At 59.8% G+C, this 22614-nt stretch carries 18 protein-coding genes and 4 tRNA genes; 13 read left to right on the top strand and 9 right to left on the bottom strand.

Annotated features, from left to right (window positions below):
* Positions 1 to 51 precede the first annotated feature (51 nt).
* The 6 genes from AACY08_RS01695 to AACY08_RS01670 form a co-directional block, all read right to left on the bottom strand.
* A complete protein-coding gene (locus AACY08_RS01695) occupies positions 52 to 1254 on the bottom strand; it encodes an ABC transporter substrate-binding protein (protein WP_339467561.1) in 1203 nt (400 codons plus the stop codon).
* Positions 1255 to 1380: 126 nt separating this feature from the next.
* The gene (locus AACY08_RS01690) at positions 1381 to 2151 is read right to left on the bottom strand and encodes a FadR/GntR family transcriptional regulator (RefSeq protein ID WP_339467559.1); all 771 of its coding nucleotides are present in this window, start codon (positions 2149 to 2151) and stop codon (positions 1381 to 1383) included.
* Positions 2152 to 2211: 60 nt separating this feature from the next.
* Positions 2212 to 3009 (bottom strand): alpha/beta fold hydrolase, encoded by a 798-nt coding sequence (locus AACY08_RS01685; protein WP_339467558.1) that lies wholly within the window; start codon positions 3007 to 3009, stop codon positions 2212 to 2214.
* 104 nt (positions 3010 to 3113) lie between these two features.
* Positions 3114 to 4517, bottom strand: coding sequence for an efflux transporter outer membrane subunit (locus tag AACY08_RS01680; protein WP_339467556.1), 1404 nt, complete (start codon positions 4515 to 4517; stop codon positions 3114 to 3116).
* Positions 4510 to 6480 carry a MacB family efflux pump subunit gene (locus tag AACY08_RS01675; protein WP_339467555.1) on the bottom strand — a complete coding sequence of 657 codons (1971 nt, stop codon included), beginning with the start codon at positions 6478 to 6480 and terminating at the stop codon, positions 4510 to 4512. Before AACY08_RS01675 ends, AACY08_RS01680 begins: the two co-directional genes overlap by 8 nt.
* A gap of 1 nt (position 6481) precedes the next feature.
* Positions 6482 to 7651, bottom strand: a complete 1170-nt coding sequence (locus tag AACY08_RS01670) for an efflux RND transporter periplasmic adaptor subunit (protein ID WP_339467554.1) — start codon at positions 7649 to 7651, stop codon at positions 6482 to 6484.
* Positions 7652 to 7906: 255 nt separating this feature from the next.
* Between AACY08_RS01670 and AACY08_RS01665 the strand changes: the two genes are divergently transcribed.
* The 4 genes from AACY08_RS01665 to AACY08_RS01650 all read left to right on the top strand — a co-directional run bounded on the left by AACY08_RS01665 (position 7907) and on the right by AACY08_RS01650 (position 11983).
* A complete protein-coding gene (locus AACY08_RS01665) occupies positions 7907 to 8389 on the top strand; it encodes a sigma-70 family RNA polymerase sigma factor (RefSeq protein ID WP_339467552.1) in 483 nt (160 codons plus the stop codon).
* 120 nt (positions 8390 to 8509) lie between these two features.
* Complete coding sequence (locus tag AACY08_RS01660; RefSeq protein ID WP_339467550.1) at positions 8510 to 9847, top strand: lysine N(6)-hydroxylase/L-ornithine N(5)-oxygenase family protein; 1338 nt, start codon at positions 8510 to 8512, stop codon at positions 9845 to 9847.
* A gap of 79 nt (positions 9848 to 9926) precedes the next feature.
* Entirely contained in the window at positions 9927 to 11147 is a 1221-nt protein-coding gene (locus AACY08_RS01655; protein ID WP_339427861.1) for a putative DNA modification/repair radical SAM protein, read from the top strand.
* A complete protein-coding gene (locus AACY08_RS01650; RefSeq protein ID WP_339467549.1) occupies positions 11144 to 11983 on the top strand; it encodes a TIGR03915 family putative DNA repair protein in 840 nt (279 codons plus the stop codon). The genes AACY08_RS01655 and AACY08_RS01650 overlap by 4 nt, the downstream gene beginning before the upstream one ends.
* 217 nt (positions 11984 to 12200) lie before the next feature.
* Here AACY08_RS01650 and AACY08_RS01645 read toward each other — a convergent pair whose 3' ends face one another.
* On the bottom strand, positions 12201 to 12353 hold the full coding sequence (locus AACY08_RS01645) for a hypothetical protein (RefSeq protein WP_339467548.1): 153 nt from the start codon (positions 12351 to 12353) through the stop codon (positions 12201 to 12203).
* A gap of 210 nt (positions 12354 to 12563) precedes the next feature.
* Between AACY08_RS01645 and AACY08_RS01640 the strand changes: the two genes are divergently transcribed.
* Positions 12564 to 13226 carry a C39 family peptidase gene (locus tag AACY08_RS01640; RefSeq protein ID WP_339467546.1) on the top strand — a complete coding sequence of 221 codons (663 nt, stop codon included), beginning with the start codon at positions 12564 to 12566 and terminating at the stop codon, positions 13224 to 13226.
* 152 nt (positions 13227 to 13378) lie between these two features.
* On the opposite strand, the gene pbpG is transcribed toward AACY08_RS01640, so the two are convergent.
* Positions 13379 to 14302, bottom strand: a complete 924-nt coding sequence (gene pbpG / locus AACY08_RS01635) for a D-alanyl-D-alanine endopeptidase (protein ID WP_339467544.1) — start codon at positions 14300 to 14302, stop codon at positions 13379 to 13381.
* 204 nt (positions 14303 to 14506) lie between these two features.
* A complete protein-coding gene (folD, locus tag AACY08_RS01630) occupies positions 14507 to 15361 on the bottom strand; it encodes a bifunctional methylenetetrahydrofolate dehydrogenase/methenyltetrahydrofolate cyclohydrolase FolD (RefSeq protein WP_314563020.1) in 855 nt (284 codons plus the stop codon).
* 279 nt (positions 15362 to 15640) lie between these two features.
* Between folD and AACY08_RS01625 the strand changes: the two genes are divergently transcribed.
* The 8 genes from AACY08_RS01625 (at position 15641) to lon (ending at position 22524) form a co-directional block, all read left to right on the top strand.
* Positions 15641 to 15717: transfer RNA gene (locus tag AACY08_RS01625), tRNA-Arg, on the top strand.
* Between the two features lie 32 nt (positions 15718 to 15749).
* Positions 15750 to 15825: transfer RNA gene (locus AACY08_RS01620), tRNA-His, on the top strand.
* Between the two features lie 57 nt (positions 15826 to 15882).
* Positions 15883 to 15967: transfer RNA gene (locus AACY08_RS01615), tRNA-Leu, on the top strand.
* 77 nt (positions 15968 to 16044) lie between these two features.
* A tRNA-His gene (locus AACY08_RS01610) sits at positions 16045 to 16120 on the top strand.
* 398 nt (positions 16121 to 16518) lie between these two features.
* Entirely contained in the window at positions 16519 to 17829 is a 1311-nt protein-coding gene (tig, locus tag AACY08_RS01605; RefSeq protein WP_339417991.1) for a trigger factor, read from the top strand.
* Between the two features lie 91 nt (positions 17830 to 17920).
* On the top strand, positions 17921 to 18556 hold the full coding sequence (gene clpP / locus AACY08_RS01600) for an ATP-dependent Clp endopeptidase proteolytic subunit ClpP (protein WP_017848147.1): 636 nt from the start codon (positions 17921 to 17923) through the stop codon (positions 18554 to 18556).
* Between the two features lie 112 nt (positions 18557 to 18668).
* Entirely contained in the window at positions 18669 to 19952 is a 1284-nt protein-coding gene (clpX, locus tag AACY08_RS01595) for an ATP-dependent Clp protease ATP-binding subunit ClpX (protein ID WP_017136464.1), read from the top strand.
* Between the two features lie 175 nt (positions 19953 to 20127).
* On the top strand, positions 20128 to 22524 hold the full coding sequence (lon, locus tag AACY08_RS01590) for an endopeptidase La (RefSeq protein WP_339467542.1): 2397 nt from the start codon (positions 20128 to 20130) through the stop codon (positions 22522 to 22524).
* Positions 22525 to 22614: the final 90 nt, after the last annotated feature.

The following is a 22614-nucleotide window of genomic DNA, read 5'->3' as shown; positions in this document are numbered from 1 at the left end:
ACCCTCTGCAGGAGGCCGCTTGCACGGCCCTGCGCTACCAAATTCAGGGGATCAGCCGAGCGTGCAGCCCGTGGCTTCTACCGGCGGGAACGACTGGCCGGCACTGAGCACCTTGGCCAGGTCGTCCTTGTCGGCCATGTCGCCGGTGGCCTTGCCGATCAGCAGGTAGTAATCCTTGATCACCTGGTGGTCGCTGGCGCGGATCGATTCCTTGCCGGTCGGCCCTTCGAAACTCAAGCCCTGCATGGCTTTGGCCACGGTTTTGCCGTCAAAGCTGGCGGTGGAAATGATGGTTTCGAGCATGACCTTGGTGCTGATGTAATCGGCGGCCAGCGGGTAGGTGGGGTTGATGCCGTACTTCGCCTGGGTCAGCTTGACCAGTTCACGGTTGAGCGGGGTGTCGACCTGGTGCCAGTACTGTGCGCCGAGGTACACGCCTTCAAGCACATCGCTGCCCAATTCCTGGAATTGGTCGAGGCCGGCGGACCATACCAGCAGCACTTTCATGCGCTCCTTGATGCCGAAGTTAACCGCCTGACGCAGGGTGTTGGACGACTGGCTGCCGAAGTTGAGCAGCACGAGCACATCGGGCTTGGCGGCGATGGCGTTGGTCAGGTAGCCGGAGAATTCTTGTTCTTGCAGTGAGTGGTAGCTGTTGCCAATGTGTTCCAGGCCGTTTTCCTTGAGCACTGTTTTTGCGCCTTCGAGCAGCGCTTCGCCGAACACGTATTGCGGGGTGATAGTGTACCAGCGCTTGGCGTCCGGCAGCAGTTTGATCAGCGGCACCATGGTTTCACGGATCGCGCCGTAAGTGGGCACCGACCAGCGGAAGGTCGCGAGGTTGCAATCCTTGCCGGTGACTTCATCGGCGCCGACCGGGGTCATGAACACACCGCCGACCTTGTCCACTTCCTTCGCAACCGCCAGTGCCGACGACGACAGCGTGCAGCCTTGGAAGAACCGCGCGCCGTCCTGCTGGATGGCTTCCTGCACCTTGCGCACGGCCTTGCCGGCGTTGCCTTCGGTGTCGATGACTTTGTAGTTCAGTGGGCGCCCGAGGAGTTCGGGGTGCTGTTCCACCGCCAGGCGCGAACCCATGTCGGCAAATTTGCCATAGCTGGCAAAGGCGCCAGACATGGACTTGAGGCCGTAAAAGGTAAAGGGCTCGGCGGCGAATGCCGACCGGATACTCAGCGGGAGGCTGAGGGCGGCGGCTGCGGTGAGACTGGCTTTCAACAACGTACGACGCTGCATGGGGTGACTCCCTGGTTTAGTTATTGGCAGGAGTGGCAAGGGCGATACGGTGGAGCAAGGGCCTGTGGGCAGGCCTGTTATTGGATAACGCAGGTGTTGGTTGGAATAGGTCAATCTGTGATGTCTTTAGGGGCGGTGATCGAACTCCAGAAGAAAGTGCGGGCTGACTTCACCTTCCAGCGCCGTCATATGGTGTTCCGCATCGCACATATGCTCATGCATCAAACCGCGCACCGCGCTTTCATCCCCGGCACGGAAGGCGATCAGCAACTGCTTGTGATAATCCAGGTTGGCCGCGTCGAACTGCTTGCGCTTGGGCTTGTAGGCCTTTTTCAACACCACCAGGTCGCGCAGCAGGTCGTTGAGAAACTGCGCCATAAAACTCAGCAACGGATTGGGGCAGGCCTTGGCCAGCAGGTTGTGGAACTCCAGTTCCGCCAGGCGTTGCTCGCGCTGGCCGGCCTCGCTGTCTTCCGGGGCGCTGCAGAAATCCACGTTGTCTTGCAGGGCCTGGTAGTCGTCTTCGCTCAAGCGCCCAAGCACCGACACCGCGAGTTCCACTTCGATGACTTTGCGCAGTTGGTACACCTGCTCGCCATCCAGGTGCTGGAAGTGCAGGTAGTTGCGCAGCGCGCGGCTGGCTGGCTCAGTGCCGGCCTGGTTCAGGTAAGCACCACCGCTGGGGCCGGTGCGTGTGCTCACCAGGCCTTCCACTTCCAGGGCCTTGAGCGCTTCGCGGGCCGAGCCCTTGGAACACTGGAAGCTTTCCATCAGCTCACGTTCGGTGGGTAGACGGTCGCCGGGCTTCAAGGCGTCGGTGACGATGGAGCGCTTGACCGACTCGACAATCACATCGGACAGCTTCTGGCGTTTGCGTCGGAGCGGGCGACTTAGCATGGGTTCGATTTATCGTATTAATGCGGATAAATAGCACTTAATAGCGATCCGGATGCAGCGTCAACGCCACGTGTCGTTTTCGGTGGCAACAGGTCGCAAACGGGTGGCGGCTCTGCGGTTACCTGAGTCAAGGCAACGCGTGGACGGCGGTGGCTGCTTGCCAAAGACCAGGAAGTCTGCGACCCAGCGGTTGATGCAACTGCTGGCGGCTTGCTTGACGGGTTCCTTCAGCCTCAGTTGCTCGACCGGCGGAGGCGCTTCCTCGGCCTGTTGCGCGTTGACCAGCACCATGCGCGCCACGCGCTCGGGAAACAGCGCAGCGTAACGGCTACCCAAGCGAGCGGCGTTGTCGTTGCCCAGGTAGAGCAGTTGGGCGTCGCCAAGTTGCGTGCGGACGTACTCCATGTCCTGAGCGGCCTGTTCGATGCCGTTGTCGTTGCTGAGGTCGCGGGGGCTGAGTTCGATCACGTCGTAACGGTTGACCAGCGTGCGATAGGCTGGGTTGGCATAGGCGCCCCAGAGGCTGGTCAGGTGAATGACAAAGGTGCCGCCCCGGTTGTTTGCGGCGGCGTCGCCAGCCTGGGCAAACACCACGCCCTCCCGGTTCAACGGGTCACGGGCGCCGACGCGCGTCAGGTAGAGACGCAAGCTGCCTTGCCGGGGCACGGCGTAATTGCGCGGTACGTTCACGATGCCGCATTGGGTGCGTTGCAGCACCTTGGGGTCCAGGCGCTCAACGGTGGGCAGGTGACAGTCCAGCAGCCAGTCGATGGTGGTGGGAGGGATCAGTGGTTGGGCAGGGGCAAGGCTTGCGGTCAGCCAGAGACAGGCGCACGTCAGGTAGTTTGCAACAGTCATCGAGAGGTCCTGGGCGGCCGTGTGATAGCGGCTTTTTTACCAAGGATCTCAGGTCGAAGAATGTAGGGCGAGAAGACAGCTAATGTACGAAATCGGAGTTTTGTTTATCGGATCTGTGCCTGCCAGCCACCGCCCAGTGCCTTGTACAGCGCGATGCTGGCCTGCAGGCGTGACAGCCGCAGTTGCACATTCTGGTCTTGGGTCGCGTACAGCGTGCGCTGGGTTTCCAGCACCGTGAGCAGGTCTTCGGCACCTGCCTGGTAGCGGCTTTCGGCGATCTGGAACGCTGTCCGGGCTTGGTGCAACTCTTCACTTTGCCAGTCGCGTTGCTGGTCGAGGCGGGTGATGCGGCTGAGGGCTTTTTCCACATCGGCAAAGCCGTTGATGATCGAACCGCGATAGGTTTGCAGCAGTTCTTCCTGGCGTGCGCGGGCCTTATCGCGTTCAGCGCTTAAACGGCCGTTGTTGAAGATCGGGCCGACCAAGCCTGCAGTCAGCGTGTAATAGGGGCTGCGCAACACATCCATGGCCTTGTAGGCGTCGGAACCCAGGGTCGCGCCAAGGGTGACGGCGGGCAGCATGGCCGCGCGGGCCACGGTGACATCAGCCTGTGCCGCCGCCAGTTGCGCCTCGGCCTTGGCGATGTCGGGCCGGCGGCTGAGCAATTGGCTGGGCAGGCCGGCGCCGATGCTCGGCCAGGTCAGTGCCTGAAAGGGCTCGGCGCCCAGGTCCAAGGCCTGCACCGGTTGGCCGAGCAGGGCGGCCAGGGTGATCTGCGATTCTTCGGCCAGTTGCTGGATCAGCGGCAGCTGGCGTTGCTGGCTGGCCACCAGGCTTTTTTGCTGGGCCAGTTCCAGGGCCGTGGCGGCGCCGGCGTCATAGCGCGTCTGTACCAGGTCGAGCACGTTGCGCGCATTGGCCAGGTTCAGCTCGGCGATCTGCTGGCGCTGGTGGGCGGCGAGGGTTTGTGCGTAGCGGTCGGCCACGCTGCTGAGCAGGGTCAGTTCCACGGTGGCCTGGTCAAACTCGCTGGCGCGCAGGCTGTGCAGGGCGCTGTCGCGAGCGGCGGCGCGGCCACCCCAGAAGTCCACTTCGTAGCTGGCGGTGAGGTTGGCGCCGAAGTTGTCGACGGCGTCGTCGCTTTGGGACGCATCCAGGTTCGGTCCACCTGAGCCGCGTATGAGTTTCTGGTGACTGGTCTCAAGGTTGAACTTCACCTCGGGCAACACCGGCGCGCCGGCTATCACCGCACTGGCCTGGGCCTGGCGCACACGGGCCGTGGCGGCGGCAACGTCGAAACTGTCACGGCGGGCCTGCTCGACCAGTCGGTTCAACTGCGGGCTGGCGAAGTGTGTCCACCATTGCTGGTTGGTGGCCTGGGCGGCGTCGCGCTCGGCGTATTGCCAGGCGGCAGGCGGCGCAATAGCCGTGTCGATGGCCGGTGGGTTGCCGGCGCAGGCGCTGAGCAACACGCACACACCGGGCAAGTAAATGGATCGTTTATTCACGGGTCAACGCCTTAACCGGATCGAGCCGGGCAGCTTTACGGGCCGGCATAAAGCCGAATACGACGCCGGTGACCAGCGCGCAACCAAATGCGCCACACACCGCCACCAGGGAAAACTGCACCGCCACCTCGGCCAGTACCAGCACGCCACCCACCATCAGGGCCAGGGCGATGCCGCACAGGCCGCCGACCACCGAGAGCATCACCGCTTCGGTGAGGAACTGGCGCAGGATGTCGCGCTGGCGTGCGCCGGTGGCCATGCGGATACCGATTTCGCGGGTACGCTCGCGCACAGTCATCAACATGATGTTCATCACGCCGATACCGCCCACCAACAGGGAGATCGCGGCAATCGAACCAAGCATCAACGACAGCGTGTTCTGCGTGTGGGCTTCGGCCTGGATCATCGCCGCGTTGTTGGTCAGCTCGTAATCGCGCTTGCCGTTGTGCAGCGTCTGCATCAACTGGTCGATGGCCAGCTCGGCCTCGTGGACCTTGCGCGCATCAGCCGCCGCGATCACCACGTATTCGGGGTTATAGCTGCCGAACAGGCGCACGCTGGCGGCGGTATAAGGGATGGCAATGCGGTCGTCGCTGTCCTTGTTGCCGGAGCTGGCGCCTTTTTCCGCCAGCACCCCGATCACCTGGAACGGCACGTTCTCAATCAGGATGTACTGGCCGATGGGGTCGACCTCGCCCTTGAACAGTTTCTCGCGTACACGATGCCCGATCACCGCCACCGTGGCGGCGGCGCGCTCGTCCTCGGCGGTAAAATAATTGCCCTCGACCACCGGCCAATTGAAAATCTCCGGGAAGTTGGTGTCATTGCCGCCCACATAGGCCATGTAGTCGACATTGCCAAAACGCACCCCGGCTTCGCTGCCGTTGACCGGCATGATGCGCTGCACCTGGGGCAGCGCTGCCAGTGCGTGGACGTCATTGAGCGACACGATTCCCGGCGGCGTACGCGGGTTGGGCGACGAGCCACTGAGGTAGATGATGTTGGAACCGAACGCGCCCATCTGCGCCATGACCTGGCGCTTGCTGCCTTCGCCCACCGCGAGCATCACCACCACCGACGCTACGCCGATAATGATGCCCAGCAGGGTCAACGCCGTGCGGAAGCGGTTGATCCACATCACCCGCCAGGCAGCTTGCACGGCATCCACCAGTTCGGCTTTCCACGCGCCATTGTGCTCGGCGCCGTCGGCCAGGCGTTGGCGCAGGTCAACGGCTTGCAGGGCGCCGTTGGCTAATGCAGGAGCAACTTCGCTGCCATCGGCCGAGTCACTGATGATCAAGCCATCGCGAATCTCGATAATGCGGTTGGCCCGCGCCGCCACTTCGCGGTCGTGGGTGATCAGGATCACCACGTGGCCTTGGCTGGCCAGTTCGTCGAGCAGGCTCATGACCTCGGCGCCGCTGTGGCTGTCGAGGGCGCCGGTGGGTTCATCGGCCAGGATGATGTGGCCACCGTTCATCAATGCGCGAGCGATGGACACGCGCTGCTGCTGGCCGCCGGAAAGCTGGTGCGCACGGTTGCCGGTGCGGTCGGCCAGGCCCAGGCGCGTGAGCAGCGCGTTGGCGCGGGCATGGCGCTCGGTGGCGCTGATGCCGGCATAGATCGCCGGCATCTCGACGTTTTCCTGGGCCGAGCCGGAGGGAATCAAGTGGTAGCCCTGGAACACGAAGCCAAAGGCTTCGCGGCGCAGCCAGGCCAGTTCGTCAGAGTCCAGGCGCGCGACGTTTTCCCCGGCGAACAGGTAGTCACCGACGCTTGGGCGGTCGAGGCAGCCGAGGATATTCATCAGCGTGGACTTGCCGGAGCCCGAGGCGCCGACGATGGCAACGAACTCCCCGGCATGAATCGATAGGTCGATGCCGCGCAACACGTCGACCTGCGGGCTTTCGCCGCCGCCGTAGGATTTGCGGATGTTCTTGAGTTCGATCAGGGGCGTGGTCAACTCAACCCCCGTTGCCGTCGGCCGGGCCGATCAACAGTTGATCGCCCTCGTTCAGGCCGTCGAGCACTTGAACGCGCAGGCGGTCACTGATGCCCAGTAGCACGTGGCGTTCTTCGATACGCCCGCTTTTGGTCACGACCCGGGCGATCTGGCGGTCGGCACTGGACGTGCCCCGCAGCGCGGCAACCGGTGCGGTGAGGGCGTCCTTGACCTGGCTGGCAACGAAAAACACCTGGGTGGTCATCTGCGCCATCAACGCGTTGTCGCTGTTGTCCACGTCCAGCAGCACGGTGTACAGCACTACACGGCCACTGCCGCTTTTACTGGAACTGTTGGGGCTGCCGCTGCCTTGGCTTTCATTCAAGGGCTTGGGCGGGATCGGCAGGATCTGCCGCACGGTGCTGGTCCAGCGCCGGTTGCCGCCGCTCAGGGTGGTGAAGTACGCGGTCATGCCCGGCTTGACGTGGCCGATATCGGCTTCCGAGACTTCCGCCCAGACGGTCATCGGTGACAGTTTGGCGATGCGCAGGATCAGCGGCGTCTGCTGCTGGGCATTCAGGGTCTGGCCGACGCGCGCGTCCACCGCCACGACGGTGCCGGTCATCGGCGCATAGATGCGTGTGTAGCCCAGCTCCGCTTCATCGCTGCGCAGGCTGGCCTGGGCTTGCCGGATCTGCGCCTGGAACATGCTGACCCGGGCCGCAGTGGCGCTCAATTCAGCTTTGGCGGTTTGTACATCTTCTTCACGGGTCGCATTACCGGCGGCCAGGCGTTGCTGGCGCTGGTACTTCTGGCGTGCCAACTGATGCTGGGCGTTTTGCTCCTGCAACTGGGCCTTGAGGTTTTCGATGGCGTACCGGCTGGCGTCGAGCTTGGCTTTTTGCGTGGAAGGGTCTATTTCCACCAGCAATTGGCCTTCCTGGACCTGGTCGCCGGCCTCGACGTGGATCTTGCGGATCTGCCCGGACGCCTGTGCGCCAACATCCACATAACGCCTGGGTTGCAGGGTGCCCAGGGCCGTCACGCTGTTTTCGATATTGCCGCGGGTGACGCTCACGGTGGTGAGGGTGTCACGCCCAGGCGGCAGCACTTGCCAGGCCGCGATGGCGATGATGGGGAGCAGGCACGCGATAGCCAGAAAGGCGCGTCGGGCAGGTCGAGGGCGTTTCATGCTTTGGTTCCAGCCAGGAAAGTTCGGACCGCAGTTGCGGGGAGCTGAAAGGTAGACGAGGGAATTGCGTGGGGATTTAGGCCGTTACATAAGCAGTTACAGCGCCCTTGAAGAAAAATAATCGTCCGTTGATGCAAGTGTGCTTTAAAAGTAGATGAGAATTACTATAAATTGCACGCACTCAAACTGCCATCACCCAAACGCTGTCTTTTTTGCACCCAAGGGCCTAATGCCGCCACCCGGCGGTCGGGAGTCATGTTGGAAAACTACTATCGCGAGCTGGTGTGTTTCCTCAACGCCAAGCTGGGCAACCGTCAGGTGGCCGAGGATGTGGTGCATGACGCTTATGTCCGGGTGCTGGAACGTTCCAGCGACACGCCCATCGAACAACCCCGCGCCTTTTTGTATCGCACTGCGCTCAACCTGGTGATCGACGCCCATCGCCGCAACGCCTTGCGCCAGGTTGAACCTCTGGATGTGCTGGATGCCGAAGAGCGCTTCGCCAGTTGCTCGCCCCACACCCACCACGACCACGGCCAGCGCCTGGAATTGCTCGAACGCGCCCTGGCCGAGCTGCCGCCAGCCTGTCGCGACAGCTTTCTGCTGCGCAAGCTCGACGGCCTGACCCACCTGCAAATCGCCGAGCGCCTGTGCATTTCCCGCGCCCTGGTGGAAAAACACATCGTCAACGCCATGAAGCACTGCCGGGGGCGGATGCGAGAGTGGGAAGCGCACTGATCACCTGTTAGTTAAATTTTATTTCACTGTCCTCGTTTCCTATCAACACATGACCTGTTGTGCAGGTCTTGAAAGGTATTCCCGCCCCACCGCCAAGGGGCTTATCCAGAGGACACTGGAATGACACAGGCTATTGCTTCGCCCGCGGTTCACGACCTGATCGGTATCGGTTTCGGCCCTTCGAACCTGGCGCTGGCCATCGCCCTGCAGGAGCGCGAAAAGGCCCAGGGCAAACTGGACGTGCTGTTTCTCGACAAACAGGCCGACTACCGCTGGCACGGCAATACCCTGGTGACCCAGAGCGAACTGCAGATCTCGTTCCTCAAGGACCTGGTGACCCTGCGCAACCCCACCAGCCCATATTCCTTCGTCAATTACCTGAAAGCACACGACCGCTTGGTGGACTTTATCAACCTGGGCACCTTTTACCCGTGCCGCATGGAGTACAACGACTACCTGCGCTGGGTCGCCGGGCAGTTCCAGGCCCAGGCGTGCTACGGCGAGGAAGTGCTGGCCATCGAGCCGATCCTGCATCAGCAGCAGGTTGAAGCGCTGCGCGTGATTTCCCGCGATGCCCTGGGCGAGCAGCACGTGCGCACCACCCGTTCGGTGGTGGTCAGCGCCGGCGGCACACCCCGTATTCCGGAGGCGTTCAAGGCGCTCAAAGGGGACCGCCGGGTGTTCCACCATTCTCAATACCTAGCGCGCATGGCCACGCAACCGTGTGTCGAGGGCAAAGCCATGCGCATCGCCATCATCGGCGGCGGCCAGAGTGCAGCCGAAGCTTTTATCGACCTGAACGACAGCTTCGCGTCGGTGCAGGTCGACATGATCCTGCGCGGATCGGCGCTCAAGCCCGCCGATGACAGTCCGTTCGTCAACGAAGTGTTCTCGCCGGCCTTTACCGACCTGGTGTTCCAGCAGGAAGGTGCCGAGCGTGAGCGCCTGGTCGCCGAGTACCAGAACACCAATTATTCGGTGGTAGACCTGGACCTGATCGAGCGTATCTACGGCATCTTTTATCGCCAGAAAGTCTCCGGCATCGCCCGCCAAGCGTTCCGCACCATGACGGTGGTCGAAAAAGCCACCCCAGGTCCGTTGGGCATCGAGTTGGTGCTGCGCAATAACGCCAGCGGCGAAACCAGCGTCAATCATTACGATGCGGTGATCCTCGCCACCGGCTACGAGCGCCAGACGCACCGCGCCTTGCTGGCGCCGCTGGAAGATTATCTGGGCGAATTCGAGGTGGCGCGCGATTACCGCATCGTCACCGACGAGCGTTGCAACGCTGGCATCTACATCCAGGGTTTCAGCCAGGCCAGCCACGGTTTGAGTGACACCTTGCTGTCGGTGCTGCCGATTCGTGCGGATGAGATTGCAGCGTCGCTGTACGCACTGGACCGTGGGCGTGGCAAGGGACGCTCGGTGCGTGACGTGTTGCTCGCCACCGCGAGCTGAGTTCCAGCTACAAGCTTCAAGCTTGTAGCTTGTAGCTACCCTCTGATACTGTACAAAAAACCAGTATCGGTGGCCCTCCATGCAGTTGATCGAAAAACTCAGCATCCTCGCCGACGCCGCCAAGTACGACGCGTCGTGCGCCAGCAGCGGCGCGCCCAAGCGTAGCTCCGAGGGCAAGGCGGGGCTGGGTTCTACCGATGGCATGGGCATCTGCCACAGCTATACGCCCGATGGGCGATGCGTGTCATTGCTCAAGGTGTTGCTCACCAACTTCTGTCTCTACGACTGCCAATACTGCGTCAACCGCCGCTCCAGCGACGTGCCCCGCGCGCGTTTCAGCCCGGAGGAGGTGGTCACCCTGACCCTGGACTTCTACCGGCGCAATTGCGTCAGCGGGCTGTTTCTCAGCTCTGGCATCATCCGTTCGTCCGACTACACCATGGAGCAGTTGGTGCGGGTCGCCAAGCTTCTTCGCGAAGATCACGACTTTCGCGGCTATATCCACCTCAAGACCATTCCGGATGCGGACCCGGCGCTGATCGCCGAAGCCGGGCGTTATGCCGACCGCCTGAGCGTGAATATCGAACTGCCTACCGAGACCAGCTTGCAGACCCTGGCGCCGGAAAAACAGATCGTCTCCATCAAGCAGGCCATGCAGACCATCTACACCGGCGAGCAGACCGTGCTCAATGAGCCGCGCGCACCGCGATTCGCCCCGGCAGGGCAGAGTACGCAAATGATCGTCGGCGCCGACGACACCGATGACAGCACCATCCTCCACGGTGCCGAAGCGCTTTACGGCAATTTCAAGCTGCGGCGTGTGTATTACTCGGCGTTCAGCCCCATCCCCAACAGCCCGAAGAGCGTGCCCCTGGCTGCACCACCGCTGATGCGCGAGCATCGCTTGTACCAGGCCGATTTCCTGCTGCGCAGCTACGGGTTCAGCGCCAATGAACTGTTCGCAGGCCCCGGCCACCTGGCCCTGGATATCGACCCCAAGCTGGCCTGGGCCCTGGAACACCGCGAGGTATTCCCCCTGGACCTGAACCGCGCCGAGCCGACCTTGATTGCGCGCATTCCGGGCATTGGCCTGCGCACCACCCAGCGCCTGGTGGACCTGCGGCGTGAACGCAAGATCCGCTTCGAAGACCTGGCGCGCATGCGCTGCGTACTGGCCAAGGCCAAGCCGTTTTTCATCACCAGTGACTATCACCCGCAACAGGCCGAAAGCACCAGCGTGCTGCTACGTGAGCAATTGCGCGACCGCCCCGCACCGCAGCAAATGGGGCTGTGGGGATGATCAGCCTGGAATGCGACAACCTGTTCAGCACCTGGCGCGACCAGGCGCGATGGCTGCTCAGCCATCAGGTCGATCCCAGCCAAGTGAGTTGGGGCGAGGCCGAGGTAGCCGATCTGTTTGCTACCGACCAGTCCATCCCCGAAGGCCTCGGGCCGTTCCAGACGCGGGTGCCCAAGGCGCTGTTGGATCTGCTGGAGTCGGCCGCCTGCTACCACGGCGACCAGCGCTGGAGCCTGCTGTATGAAGTGTTGTGGCGTGTGAGCCATGGCGATCGTACTGCGATGCTGGCAGGGGACAAGCTGGGTAGCGAGTTGCAGCGGCGGATCAAACAGGTCAGCCGCGAGGCGCACCATCTGCATGCGTTTGTGCGGTTTATCGCATTACCTGCTGGGGCGGGGTCGGAGCTGCCGGAATATGTGGCCTGGCACGAGCCTGCACACGACATTCTGAAATCCGCCAGCCAGCATTTCATCGGGCGCATGGGCCGTCATCGGTGGATGATCGCCACGCCGCTGGACGGGGTCTACTACGACGGAGAGCAGCTTATTCATCAGCGCGAGTGCCCCGAGGCGTGGCGGCACCTGGCGCAGAATGTAGAGGATCCGCACAGTGCGATGTGGCTGACCTATTACAGCCACATCTTCAATCCGGCGCGGTTGAACCCCAAGGTGATGGAAGGGCATTTGCCGAGCCGGTTCTGGAAGAACTTGCCCGAGGGCAAGTTGATCCCAGGATTGATCACTGAGGCGCGGACGGGAAAGCAGAAGGATGGGCAGGCGAAGTTGATTGGGGCAAAGGCCGGTCGCCAGATTGCCAGCCCCCACCGAGCGCGGTGACCAATCGCACGCTTGCCTGTCACTGACGGGTCTGTACCGCCTGCAATGTTCGTTGTGCCACGGGCCGTCACGGGCCTGTTCGCGGTAGACCGTCGGGAGGTTTACCGAAGGCACGGTTTAGGTCGGCGCCATTGAGCAACCTTGCAACGCCAGCAGCGTCAGGGCTGCGACAGGTTTAGGAAGTCGCAGCGACTCAGGGCTTCAATTGCATGCCTGGCTAGGCGTGATGCACCGCTGCCTTGTGGGGATTGGCGGGTTTTACGTGGGGGTGATAGTGCCGGCGGGTAATGCGCAACACCCCCCACAACATGGCGCCGGCTACCGCCAGCCAACCGCAGATCAACAGTAAAATCGTTGTTGCAAGGCTCATTCGGGCCTCCTTTCGCCCCGTACGGGGCACACACAGTCTTCTCAAGTGACAGTCTAGCTAGGCGGAGGTTGCCTGCTATTGACCAATGGTCGTGTCTGTCCAACTTCTTTGCTCTATCCACTCCCTTTACTAAGCCTGCGGGCTATACCCGCGTGGCAGAGCGTCCTATGATCAGGGCCCTCACCGGCAGTTGATCAAGAGAGTAGAAAATTGCGGTTACGGTCGAACCTTAAAATATCCGTGTTGCTCGCCTGTGCCCTGGGGCTTGCGGCGTGCTCTGCGACCCCGTCGAGGCTGGTGGGCCTGCCGGAGCGTGTCGAGCTCAATGGCGTGCCGACTTTTCGCGGCGAGGCTTATCAGAGCGGTCCTACGGCTTTAGCCAGCATGCTGTCGCAACAAGGCATTGTCATGACACCGGGCTTGTTGGATAAGCCGCTGCGTTTACCGGGCGCCGAAGCGGACCTTCAACGCAACATGCAGGTGCTGGCGCGTGAATACGGGCTGATGGTGTACCCGCTGGATGCAGAGCTGACGGCGGTGCTGGCGCAGGTGGCGGCGGGTTACCCGGTGATGGCGAGAATTGGCGGCGGGGTGTGGTCTGACGCGCACTACGTGGTCGTGGTCGGGTTCAATCAGCAGAAAAGTACTGTGCTGCTGCGCTCCGGGATGGACCGGCGCCTCTTGATGAGCTTTAGCGCCTTTGAATCGAAGTGGAAGAGCGCGGGGAGTTGGGCAATCGTCACCCAGCGCCCAAGCCAGTTGCCGGCCAATGTGGATGCTCAACGCTGGCGTGATTCGGCTAATGCAACGGCCCAGGCCGGGCAGGAGCGGGCGGCGGCGCAGGCGCTTAAAGTGTTGGTGGAACGCAAGTAAAGAAAACCGACGATCCAGTGTGGGGGCGGGCTTGTGTGGGAGCTGGCTTGCCTGCGATAGCATCACCTCGGTGCCACTGAAACACCTCAGTGCCTGCATCGCGGGCAAGCCCGACTCCCACACAAGCCAGCGCCCACATAGGCAGTACGTGTTTAGCGACGCACTTGTGCAGCGTTCGGGCGGTTCTTCAGGTTCTTATCAGCCTTGTAGCGCAATGCCACATCCGGCACCGAGCCGCTCTTGCCGGTTTCTACCCAGTTACGAATCCGGCTGGCATCGGCGAAGTGAGTGAATTTGCCAAAGGCATCCAGGATCACCAGCGACACCGGGCGGTTACCCATGCTGGTCACCAGCACCAGGCAGTGGCCGGCCTGGTTGGTGAAGCCGGTCTTGGTCAGCTTGATGTCCCAGTTGGCGCGGTTGATCAGGTGGTCGGTGTTGGAGAAGCCCAGTGTGTAGCTGGGCTTGCGGAACGAAACGGTCTTTTCCTTGGTGGTACTCAGTTGGCTGAGCAGCGGGTAGTGGCGCGCGGCGGCCAGCAGTTTGCTCAGGTCACGGGCGGTGGACACGTTATGAATCGACAGGCCAGTAGGCTCGACGTAATGGGTGCTAGTCATGCCCAGCGCCTTGGCCTTGGCGTTCATCGCCGCGATAAACGCTGGGTAGCCGCCTGGGTAGTGGTGGGCCAGGCTGGCAGCGGCGCGGTTTTCTGACGACATCAGGGCGATCAGTAACATCTCTCTGCGCGGCATTTCGCTGCCGATTTTCACGCGGGAGAACACACCTTTCATTTCCGGCGTGTCCTTGATGTTGATATCGATGTACTCATCCATGTTCTGCTTGGCTTCGAGCACGATCAGGCCGGTCATCAGTTTGCTCACCGAGGCAATGGGCACCACCACGTCGGGGTTGCTGGAATAGATGACCTTATTGGTCTGCAGGTCCACCAGCATTGCGCTGCCTGAAGCGATTTGCAGCTTGGAGGTATCACGCGGAGCCTGGGTGGTTTCGGCTGCTTGCGCGAAGGTGCCTGTGAAAGCAAAAAATAGGCTGACAAGAGAGAGACGAATTTTCACGCGGATGAACTCGCTAAAAAAGTAAGGAAATACCGTTCGGGAACGGGTTTTTGATAAATGCCGTTACATTTTAGGAGTATGGATCAGAAACTGTCGAATGTTCTTCTAAAGCCAGATGAAAGTTCCTAAAAACTAAGTAAAAAGTTTTTTGCGGGCAATAAAAAACCCTGCGATAAGGCAGGGCTTTTTCAGTACGCCTGGTTATCAATCGTGCAGGGTTTCTGCGGCGTACAAGGTATTTTCCAATAGGCAGGCACGCGTCATCGGGCCAACCCCACCGGGTACTGGAGTGATCCAGCCAGCGCGGGGCAGGGCGGTTTCGTACACCACGTCACCCACCAGTTTGCCGTCTTCCTGGCGGTTGATGCCCACGTCGATGACGATGGCGCCTTCCTTGATCCACTCACCCTTGACCAGGCCCGGCTTACCGGCGGCGACGACGACCAGGTCGGCGCGGCCAACATGGCCGGCGAGGTCTTTGGTGAAGCGGTGGGTGACGGTCACGGTGCAGCCGGCCAGCAGCAGTTCCATGGCCATCGGGCGGCCGACGATGTTGGACGCGCCGACAACCACGGCATCAAGGCCATAAAGGTCGACACCGGTGCTTTCCAGCAGGGTCATGATGCCTTTCGGAGTGCACGGGCGCAGCAGCGGGATACGCTGGGCCAGGCGGCCGACGTTGTAAGGGTGGAAGCCGTCGACGTCCTTGTCCGGGCGGATGCGCTCCAGCAATTTGGACGCGTCCAAGTGCTCGGGCAAAGGCAGTTGGAGCAGGATGCCATCGATCTTCGGGTCGTCGTTGAGACCGTCGATCAGGTCGGTAAGCGCCTGCTGGGTGGTCTCGGAAGGTAAGTCGTAGGCCTTGGAAATAAAGCCGACCTCTTCACAGTCTTTACGCTTGTGCGAGACATAAACCTGGGACGCAGGATCGCTGCCGACCAGGATCACCGCGAGGCCAGGCGTGCGCAGGCCTTGCTGGCCACGCTCGGTGACGCGTTTGGCGATCTGCTGGCGCAGGCTGGCGGCGATTGATTTGCCGTCGATAAGTTGTGCAGTCATTACGCGTGATTAACCATCGAGAGGGGGAAGAAAAGTGCGCGCATTCTCGCATGCCATGACGTGAGGGCAAAGGCGCTTGGTCTGCAAATTGCCCTAACCCCTTAAATAAAATCAGTTTTTTTCAAAAAAGATTTGACGGGTTTCCAGGCCATCTATACTATTCGTCGCACTTGTCGGGCACAGCCTAGCACTGGTTAAGAAGGTCGAGCAGAATAGAGTGTTGTTCTGTAAGGCTGGAAGCACTTAGTTTGTAATCCTCCAAGAGTACAGATTAATCAGGCGCCCGTAGCTCAGCTGGATAGAGCATCCGCCTTCTAAGCGGATGGTCGCAGGTTCGAGTCCTGCCGGGTGCGCCATTAGGCAGCTTTGGCACAAGTAACGCTAGATGGTGGGCGTAGCTCAGTTGGTAGAGCACGGGATTGTGACTCCCGTTGTCGAGGGTTCGATCCCCTTCGTCCACCCCATATTTTGAAAAGGCGCCAGATTAATCGTCTGGCGCCTTTGCTTTAAGAGCTACAAGCGCGGATGTGGTGGAATTGGTAGACACACTGGATTTAGGTTCCAGCGCCGCGAGGCGTAAGAGTTCGAGTCTCTTCATCCGCACCAAACACGGCTTGGCCATGTCGAAAGGCAGGGCAGGGCTCAACAAAGAAGTAGTTTGGTTTCTTTGTTAACGCAATATGGTGGGCGTAGCTCAGTTGGTAGAGCACGGGATTGTGACTCCCGTTGTCGAGGGTTCGATCCCCTTCGTCCACCCCATATTCGAAAGGCGCCAGATTTAACAGTCTGGCGCCTTTTTTGGTTTCAGCGGTACGAATATTCGGCGGCTGCAGGTAGTGGGTCGCGACGGCAGGGCGTTTCGTCGTATTTATGTATCTCGATGATGCCGCACTGCCTGCTGGCCCTGTTTGAGGGGTTGGCCGCCAAGGGGGATAGACGACTTCTTCTATATATAGAAGAGGCGGCGCAGAGCCCTGGCGTACTTGGCTGTATTTGTCACCGGGGCGAGGTGCGTCAGTGCCTTCGTACCGATAAATTGCCGGCTGTTTTCGGGCGTATTTTCAGTAGGGTGACTTCTTGAGTTTGACCCACTAGAATGCATGCCCTTGATTGGGGTCGGAAATGGCCGGCTAACGTCTGTGCAACGAGGAATATCCATGCAAGTTTCTGTTGAAAATACTACTGCTCTCGAGCGCCGCCTGAGCATCACCGTTCCGGCAGAGCGTATTGAGACTGCGGTCAACAAGCGTCTGCAGCAGACTGCCCAAAAGGCCAAGATCGCTGGTTTCCGTCCAGGCAAAGTGCCAATGAGCGAAATCAAGCGCCGTTTTGGTGCTGATGCGCGCCAGGAAGCTGTTGGTGACGTAATCCAGGCTTCTTTCTACGAGGCAGTGGTTGAGCAAAAGCTGAACCCAGCAGGTTCGCCGTCGATCGAGCCTAAGTCCCTGGAAGCGGGCAAGGACCTGGAATACGTTGCCGTATTCGAAGTGTTCCCAGAATTCGAAGTGGCCGGTTTCGATGGTATTGCTATCGAGCGCATGAGCGCCGAAGTGGCTGATTCGGACCTGGACAACATGCTGGAAATCCTGCGCAAGCAGAACACCCGTTTCGAAGTGGCCGAGCGTGCTGCCCAGAACGAAGACCAGCTGAACATCGATTTCGTTGGCAAGGTTGACGGCGAAGTCTTCGCTGGCGGCTCCGCCAAGGGTACTCAGCTGGTGCTGGGTTCCAACCGCATGATCCCTGGTTTTGAAGACGGCCTGGTTGGCGCCAAAGCCGGTGAAGAGCGTGTTCTGAACCTGGAATTCCCTGCTGACTACCAGAACCTGGACCTGGCCGGCAAGGCCGCCGAGTTCACCGTGACCGTCAATAGCGTTTCCGAGCCTAAGCTGCCTGAGCTGAACGAGGAGTTCTTCACTCAATTCGGCATCAAGGAAACCGGCATCGAAGGCTTCCGCACCGAAGTTCGCAAGAACATGGAGCGCGAGCTGCGTCAGGCCATCAAGTCCAAGGTCAAGAACCAAGTTATGGACGGTCTGCTGGCCGCCAACCCGATCGAAGTGCCTAAGGCCCTGTTGTCGAACGAAGTGGATCGCCTGCGCGTACAAGCTGTTCAGCAGTTTGGTGGCAACATCAAGCCTGATCAACTGCCGGCCGAACTGTTCGAAGAGCAAGCCAAGCGCCGCGTCGTGCTGGGTCTGATCGTGGCAGAAGTGGTCAAGCAGTTCGACCTCAAGCCTGACGAAGACCGCGTTCGCGAAATGATCCAGGAAATGGCTTCGGCCTACCAGGAGCCTGAGCAGGTTGTGGCTTGGTACTACAAGAACGACCAGCAGCTGAACGAAGTACGTTCGGTTGTGCTGGAAGAACAAGTTGTGGATACTGTTCTGCAGAAGGCTAAGGTGACCGATAAAGCGGTCTCTTACGAAGAAGCAGTCAAGCCGGCAGAAGCAGCACAAGCCGACTGATTGTCCAACTCGTTGGAAATACAACCATAAGCCAGCCTCGCGCTGGCTTATGCGTTTTCAAGACATGACTATTTGGGAGTAACTGCAGAGCATGTTCCGTAATTCCTATATTCAGCAGAACTCTGATATCCAGGCCGCTGGCGGCCTGGTCCCGATGGTTGTCGAGCAGTCCGCTCGTGGCGAACGCGCCTACGACATCTACTCGCGCCTGCTCAAGGAGCGAGTGATCTTTCTGGTGGGCCCCGTAGAGGATTACATGGCCAACCTGATCTGTGCGCAGCTGCTGTTCCTTGAAGCGGAAAACCCGGACAAGGATATCCATCTCTACATCAACTCGCCGGGTGGTTCGGTGACTGCGGGCATGTCGATCTACGACACCATGCAGTTCATCAAGCCGAATGTATCGACCACCTGCATCGGCCAAGCCTGCAGCATGGGTGCATTCCTGCTGACCGCAGGTGCTGAGGGCAAGCGTTACTGCCTGCCTAACTCGCGCGTTATGATTCACCAGCCATTGGGCGGTTTCCAGGGCCAGGCGTCGGATATCGAAATCCACGCCAAGGAAATCCTGTTCATTCGCGAGCGTCTCAATACGCTGATGGCCAAGCACAGCGGGCACACTCTCGAAGAAATCGAGCGCGACACCAACCGCGACAACTTCATGAGTGCCGAAGCCGCGCGTGACTACGGGCTGATCGACGCTGTGATCGACAAGCGCCCCGCTTAATATAAGCCGCTCAAAATAGGGCTGGTCGGCATGTCCGACCACTGGTGGGCTTGAAAAAGCCCGCGTAAGCCTTCATCTTGTGTTGCAAGCCTATCGGATTTGGATCGAACGAATGACTGACACCCGCAACGGCGAGGACAACGGCAAGCTGCTCTATTGCTCCTTCTGTGGCAAAAGCCAGCATGAAGTACGCAAATTGATTGCCGGCCCCTCGGTCTTTATCTGCGACGAGTGCGTCGACCTGTGCAATGACATCATCCGTGAGGAGGTGCAGGAAGCCCAGGCCGAAAGCAGCGCGCATAAATTGCCTTCGCCTAAAGAAATCAGCGGCATCCTTGACCAGTACGTCATTGGTCAAGAGCGTGCAAAGAAGGTTCTGGCCGTAGCGGTGTACAACCACTACAAGCGCTTGAACCAGCGTGACAAGAAAGGCGACGAAGTCGAGCTCGGCAAGAGCAACATCTTGCTGATCGGTCCTACAGGCTCGGGTAAGACCTTGCTTGCAGAAACCCTCGCTCGTCTGCTGAACGTTCCGTTCACTATCGCCGACGCCACCACCCTCACTGAGGCTGGTTACGTGGGTGAAGACGTCGAGAACATCATTCAGAAGCTGCTGCAGAAGTGCGACTACGACGTAGAGAAGGCCCAGATGGGCATTGTCTACATCGATGAAATCGACAAGATTTCGCGCAAGTCTGACAACCCGTCGATCACGCGGGATGTTTCCGGTGAAGGCGTGCAGCAAGCCCTGTTGAAACTGATCGAAGGCACGGTTGCTTCCGTACCGCCACAAGGCGGCCGTAAGCACCCGCAGCAGGAATTCCTTCAGGTTGATACGCGCAACATCCTGTTCATCTGTGGCGGTGCATTCTCCGGGCTGGAAAAAGTTATCCAGCAGCGTTCCACCCGGGGTGGCATTGGTTTCGGTGCAGAAGTGCGCAGCAAGGAAGAAGGCAAGAAGGTGGGCGAGTCCCTGCGTGAAGTCGAGCCTGACGATCTGGTCAAGTTCGGTCTGATCCCGGAATTCGTTGGCCGTCTGCCGGTCCTGGCCACGTTGGATGAGTTGGATGAGGCTGCTCTGATTCAGATCCTCACCGAGCCGAAAAACGCCCTGACCAAGCAATACGCCAAGCTGTTCGAGATGGAGGGTGTAGACCTCGAGTTCCGTACCGACGCACTCAAATCAGTGGCCAAGCGGGCACTGGAGCGCAAGACGGGTGCGCGTGGCCTGCGTTCGATTCTGGAAGGCGTGTTGCTCGACACCATGTACGAAATCCCCTCGCAGTCCGAGGTGAGTAAAGTGGTGATTGACGAAAGCGTCATAGAAGGCAAGTCCAAGCCGCTGTATATCTACGAAAACAGTGAGCCGGCTGCCAAGGCTGCGCCTGACGCGTAAGCGTTTCGCAGTTTCGGTATAAACAAGGGGTCCTTCAGGGGCCCCTTTGTTTTTACAGCGTTTTTTACTCCAAAACGTTTACTGCGTTTAACTGCTGGCAATAAGCTTGTTTTTTTTGCATGCAGCCCCCATCTTGGTTTCAAGTTTATTTTTCAACTGTCATAGAGGCGAAATCATGAAGACAACCATTGAATTGCCTCTCCTGCCGTTGCGTGATGTCGTCGTCTATCCGCACATGGTTATCCCGCTGTTCGTGGGTCGCGAGAAGTCTATCGAAGCCCTCGAGGCTGCGATGACGGGTGACAAGCAGATCCTGCTGTTGGCCCAGAGAAATCCTGCTGATGATGATCCAGGCGAAGACGCCCTGTATCGCGTGGGCACCATTGCTACCGTGCTGCAACTGCTCAAGCTGCCTGATGGCACTGTCAAGGTGCTGGTGGAAGGTGAGCAACGGGGTGCGGTCGAGCGCTTCATGGAGGTGGACGGCCACCTGCGCGCTGAAGTCGCGTTGATCGACGAAGTCGAAGCCCCTGAACGTGAGTCCGAAGTTTTTGTACGCAGCCTGCTCTCGCAATTCGAGCAGTATGTGCAGTTGGGCAAGAAAGTCCCGGCTGAAGTCCTGTCCTCCCTCAACAGCATTGATGAGCCAAGCCGCCTGGTCGATACCATGGCCGCGCACATGGCGCTGAAAATCGAGCAGAAGCAAGACATCCTCGAAATTATCGACCTGTCCGCCCGTGTTGAGCATGTGCTGACGCTGCTGGATGGCGAAATCGACCTGTTGCAGGTTGAGAAACGCATCCGGGGCCGTGTGAAGAAACAAATGGAGCGCAGCCAGCGCGAGTACTACCTGAATGAGCAGATGAAGGCCATTCAGAAAGAACTCGGCGACAGCGAGGACGGCCACAACGAAATCGAAGAGCTGAAAAAGCGCATCGATGCCGCCGGCCTGCCGAAAGACGCCCTGACCAAGGCCAGCGCCGAGCTGAACAAGCTCAAGCAAATGTCGCCGATGTCGGCTGAAGCCACTGTGGTGCGCTCCTACATCGACTGGCTGGTGCAGGTGCCGTGGAAGGCCCAGACTAAGGTGCGCCTGGACCTGGCTCGTGCTGAGGATATCCTCGACGCCGATCACTACGGCCTCGAGGAAGTTAAAGAACGCATCCTCGAATACCTCGCCGTGCAAAAGCGCGTGAAGAAAATTCGTGGGCCGGTGTTGTGCCTGGTGGGTCCGCCAGGCGTGGGTAAAACCTCGTTGGCCGAGTCGATTGCCAGTGCCACAAACCGTAAGTTCGTACGCATGGCCCTCGGCGGTGTGCGCGATGAAGCGGAAATTCGTGGTCATCGCCGGACCTACATCGGTTCGATGCCGGGAAGATTGATTCAAAAGATGACGAAAGTGGGTGTGCGCAACCCGCTGTTCCTGCTCGACGAAATCGACAAAATGGGCAGCGACATGCGTGGCGATCCGGCATCGGCCCTGCTCGAAGTGCTCGACCCGGAACAGAACCACAATTTCAACGACCATTACTTGGAAGTCGACTACGACCTGTCCGACGTAATGTTCCTGTGCACCTCCAACTCCATGAACATCCCGCCAGCGTTGCTGGACCGGATGGAAGTGATTCGTCTGCCGGGCTACACCGAAGACGAGAAGATCAACATTGCGGTCAAATACCTAGCGCCCAAGCAGATTTCGGCCAACGGCCTGAAGAAGGGCGAGATCGAATTCGAGCTCGAAACGATCCGTGACATCGTGCGTTATTACACCCGCGAGGCCGGTGTACGGGGCCTGGAGCGCCAGATCGCGAAAATCTGCCGCAAAGCGGTCAAGGAGCATGCGCTGGAAAAACGCTTCTCGGTGAAAGTCACCGCCGACTCCCTGGAGCACTTCCTGGGCGTGCGTAAATTCAGTTACGGCCTGGCCGAGCAACAGGATCAGGTAGGGCAGGTTACTGGCCTGGCGTGGACCCAAGTGGGCGGCGAATTGCTGACCATCGAAGCTGCAGTGATCCCGGGCAAAGGCCAGCTGATCAAGACCGGTTCGCTGGGTGACGTGATGGTCGAATCCATCACTGCCGCGCAGACTGTGGTGCGCAGCCGCGCCAAGAGCCTGGGTATCCCCCTGGACTTCCATGAGAAGCACGACACGCACATTCACATGCCTGAAGGGGCGACGCCGAAGGACGGCCCTAGCGCAGGCGTAGGCATGTGCACGGCCCTGGTGTCGGCATTGACTGGCATTCCGGTGCGTGCCGATGTCGCAATGACCGGGGAAATCACCCTGCGTGGCCAAGTATTGGCTATCGGTGGTTTGAAAGAGAAATTGCTCGCCGCCCACCGGGGTGGCATCAAGACCGTGATCATTCCTGAAGAGAATGTTCGCGACTTGAAAGAAATTCCTGACAATATCAAGCAGGATCTTCAGATTAAACCGGTTAAATGGATTGACGAGGTCCTGCAAATTGCGCTGCAATACGCGCCGGAGCCCTTGCCGGATGTGGCTCCGGAGATTGTCGCGAAGGATGAAAAACGCGAGTCAGATTCCAAGGAAAGAATTAGCACGCATTAATGCGATTAAGCCGGGGGGCTTCCTTGACAGCTTTTTAGAGCCCTTGTTATAAAGCGGCTCTTAAGTGTCTGTAGGCCATTCAGCACTGGC

The sequence above is a fragment of the Pseudomonas sp. EL_65y_Pfl1_R83 genome (assembly GCF_963970695.1).
Classification (GTDB): Bacteria; Pseudomonadota; Gammaproteobacteria; order Pseudomonadales; family Pseudomonadaceae; genus Aquipseudomonas; species Aquipseudomonas tritici.
The sequence above is the reverse complement of the archived record's forward strand: the minus strand, read 5'-3'. Positions and strand labels throughout refer to the sequence as shown.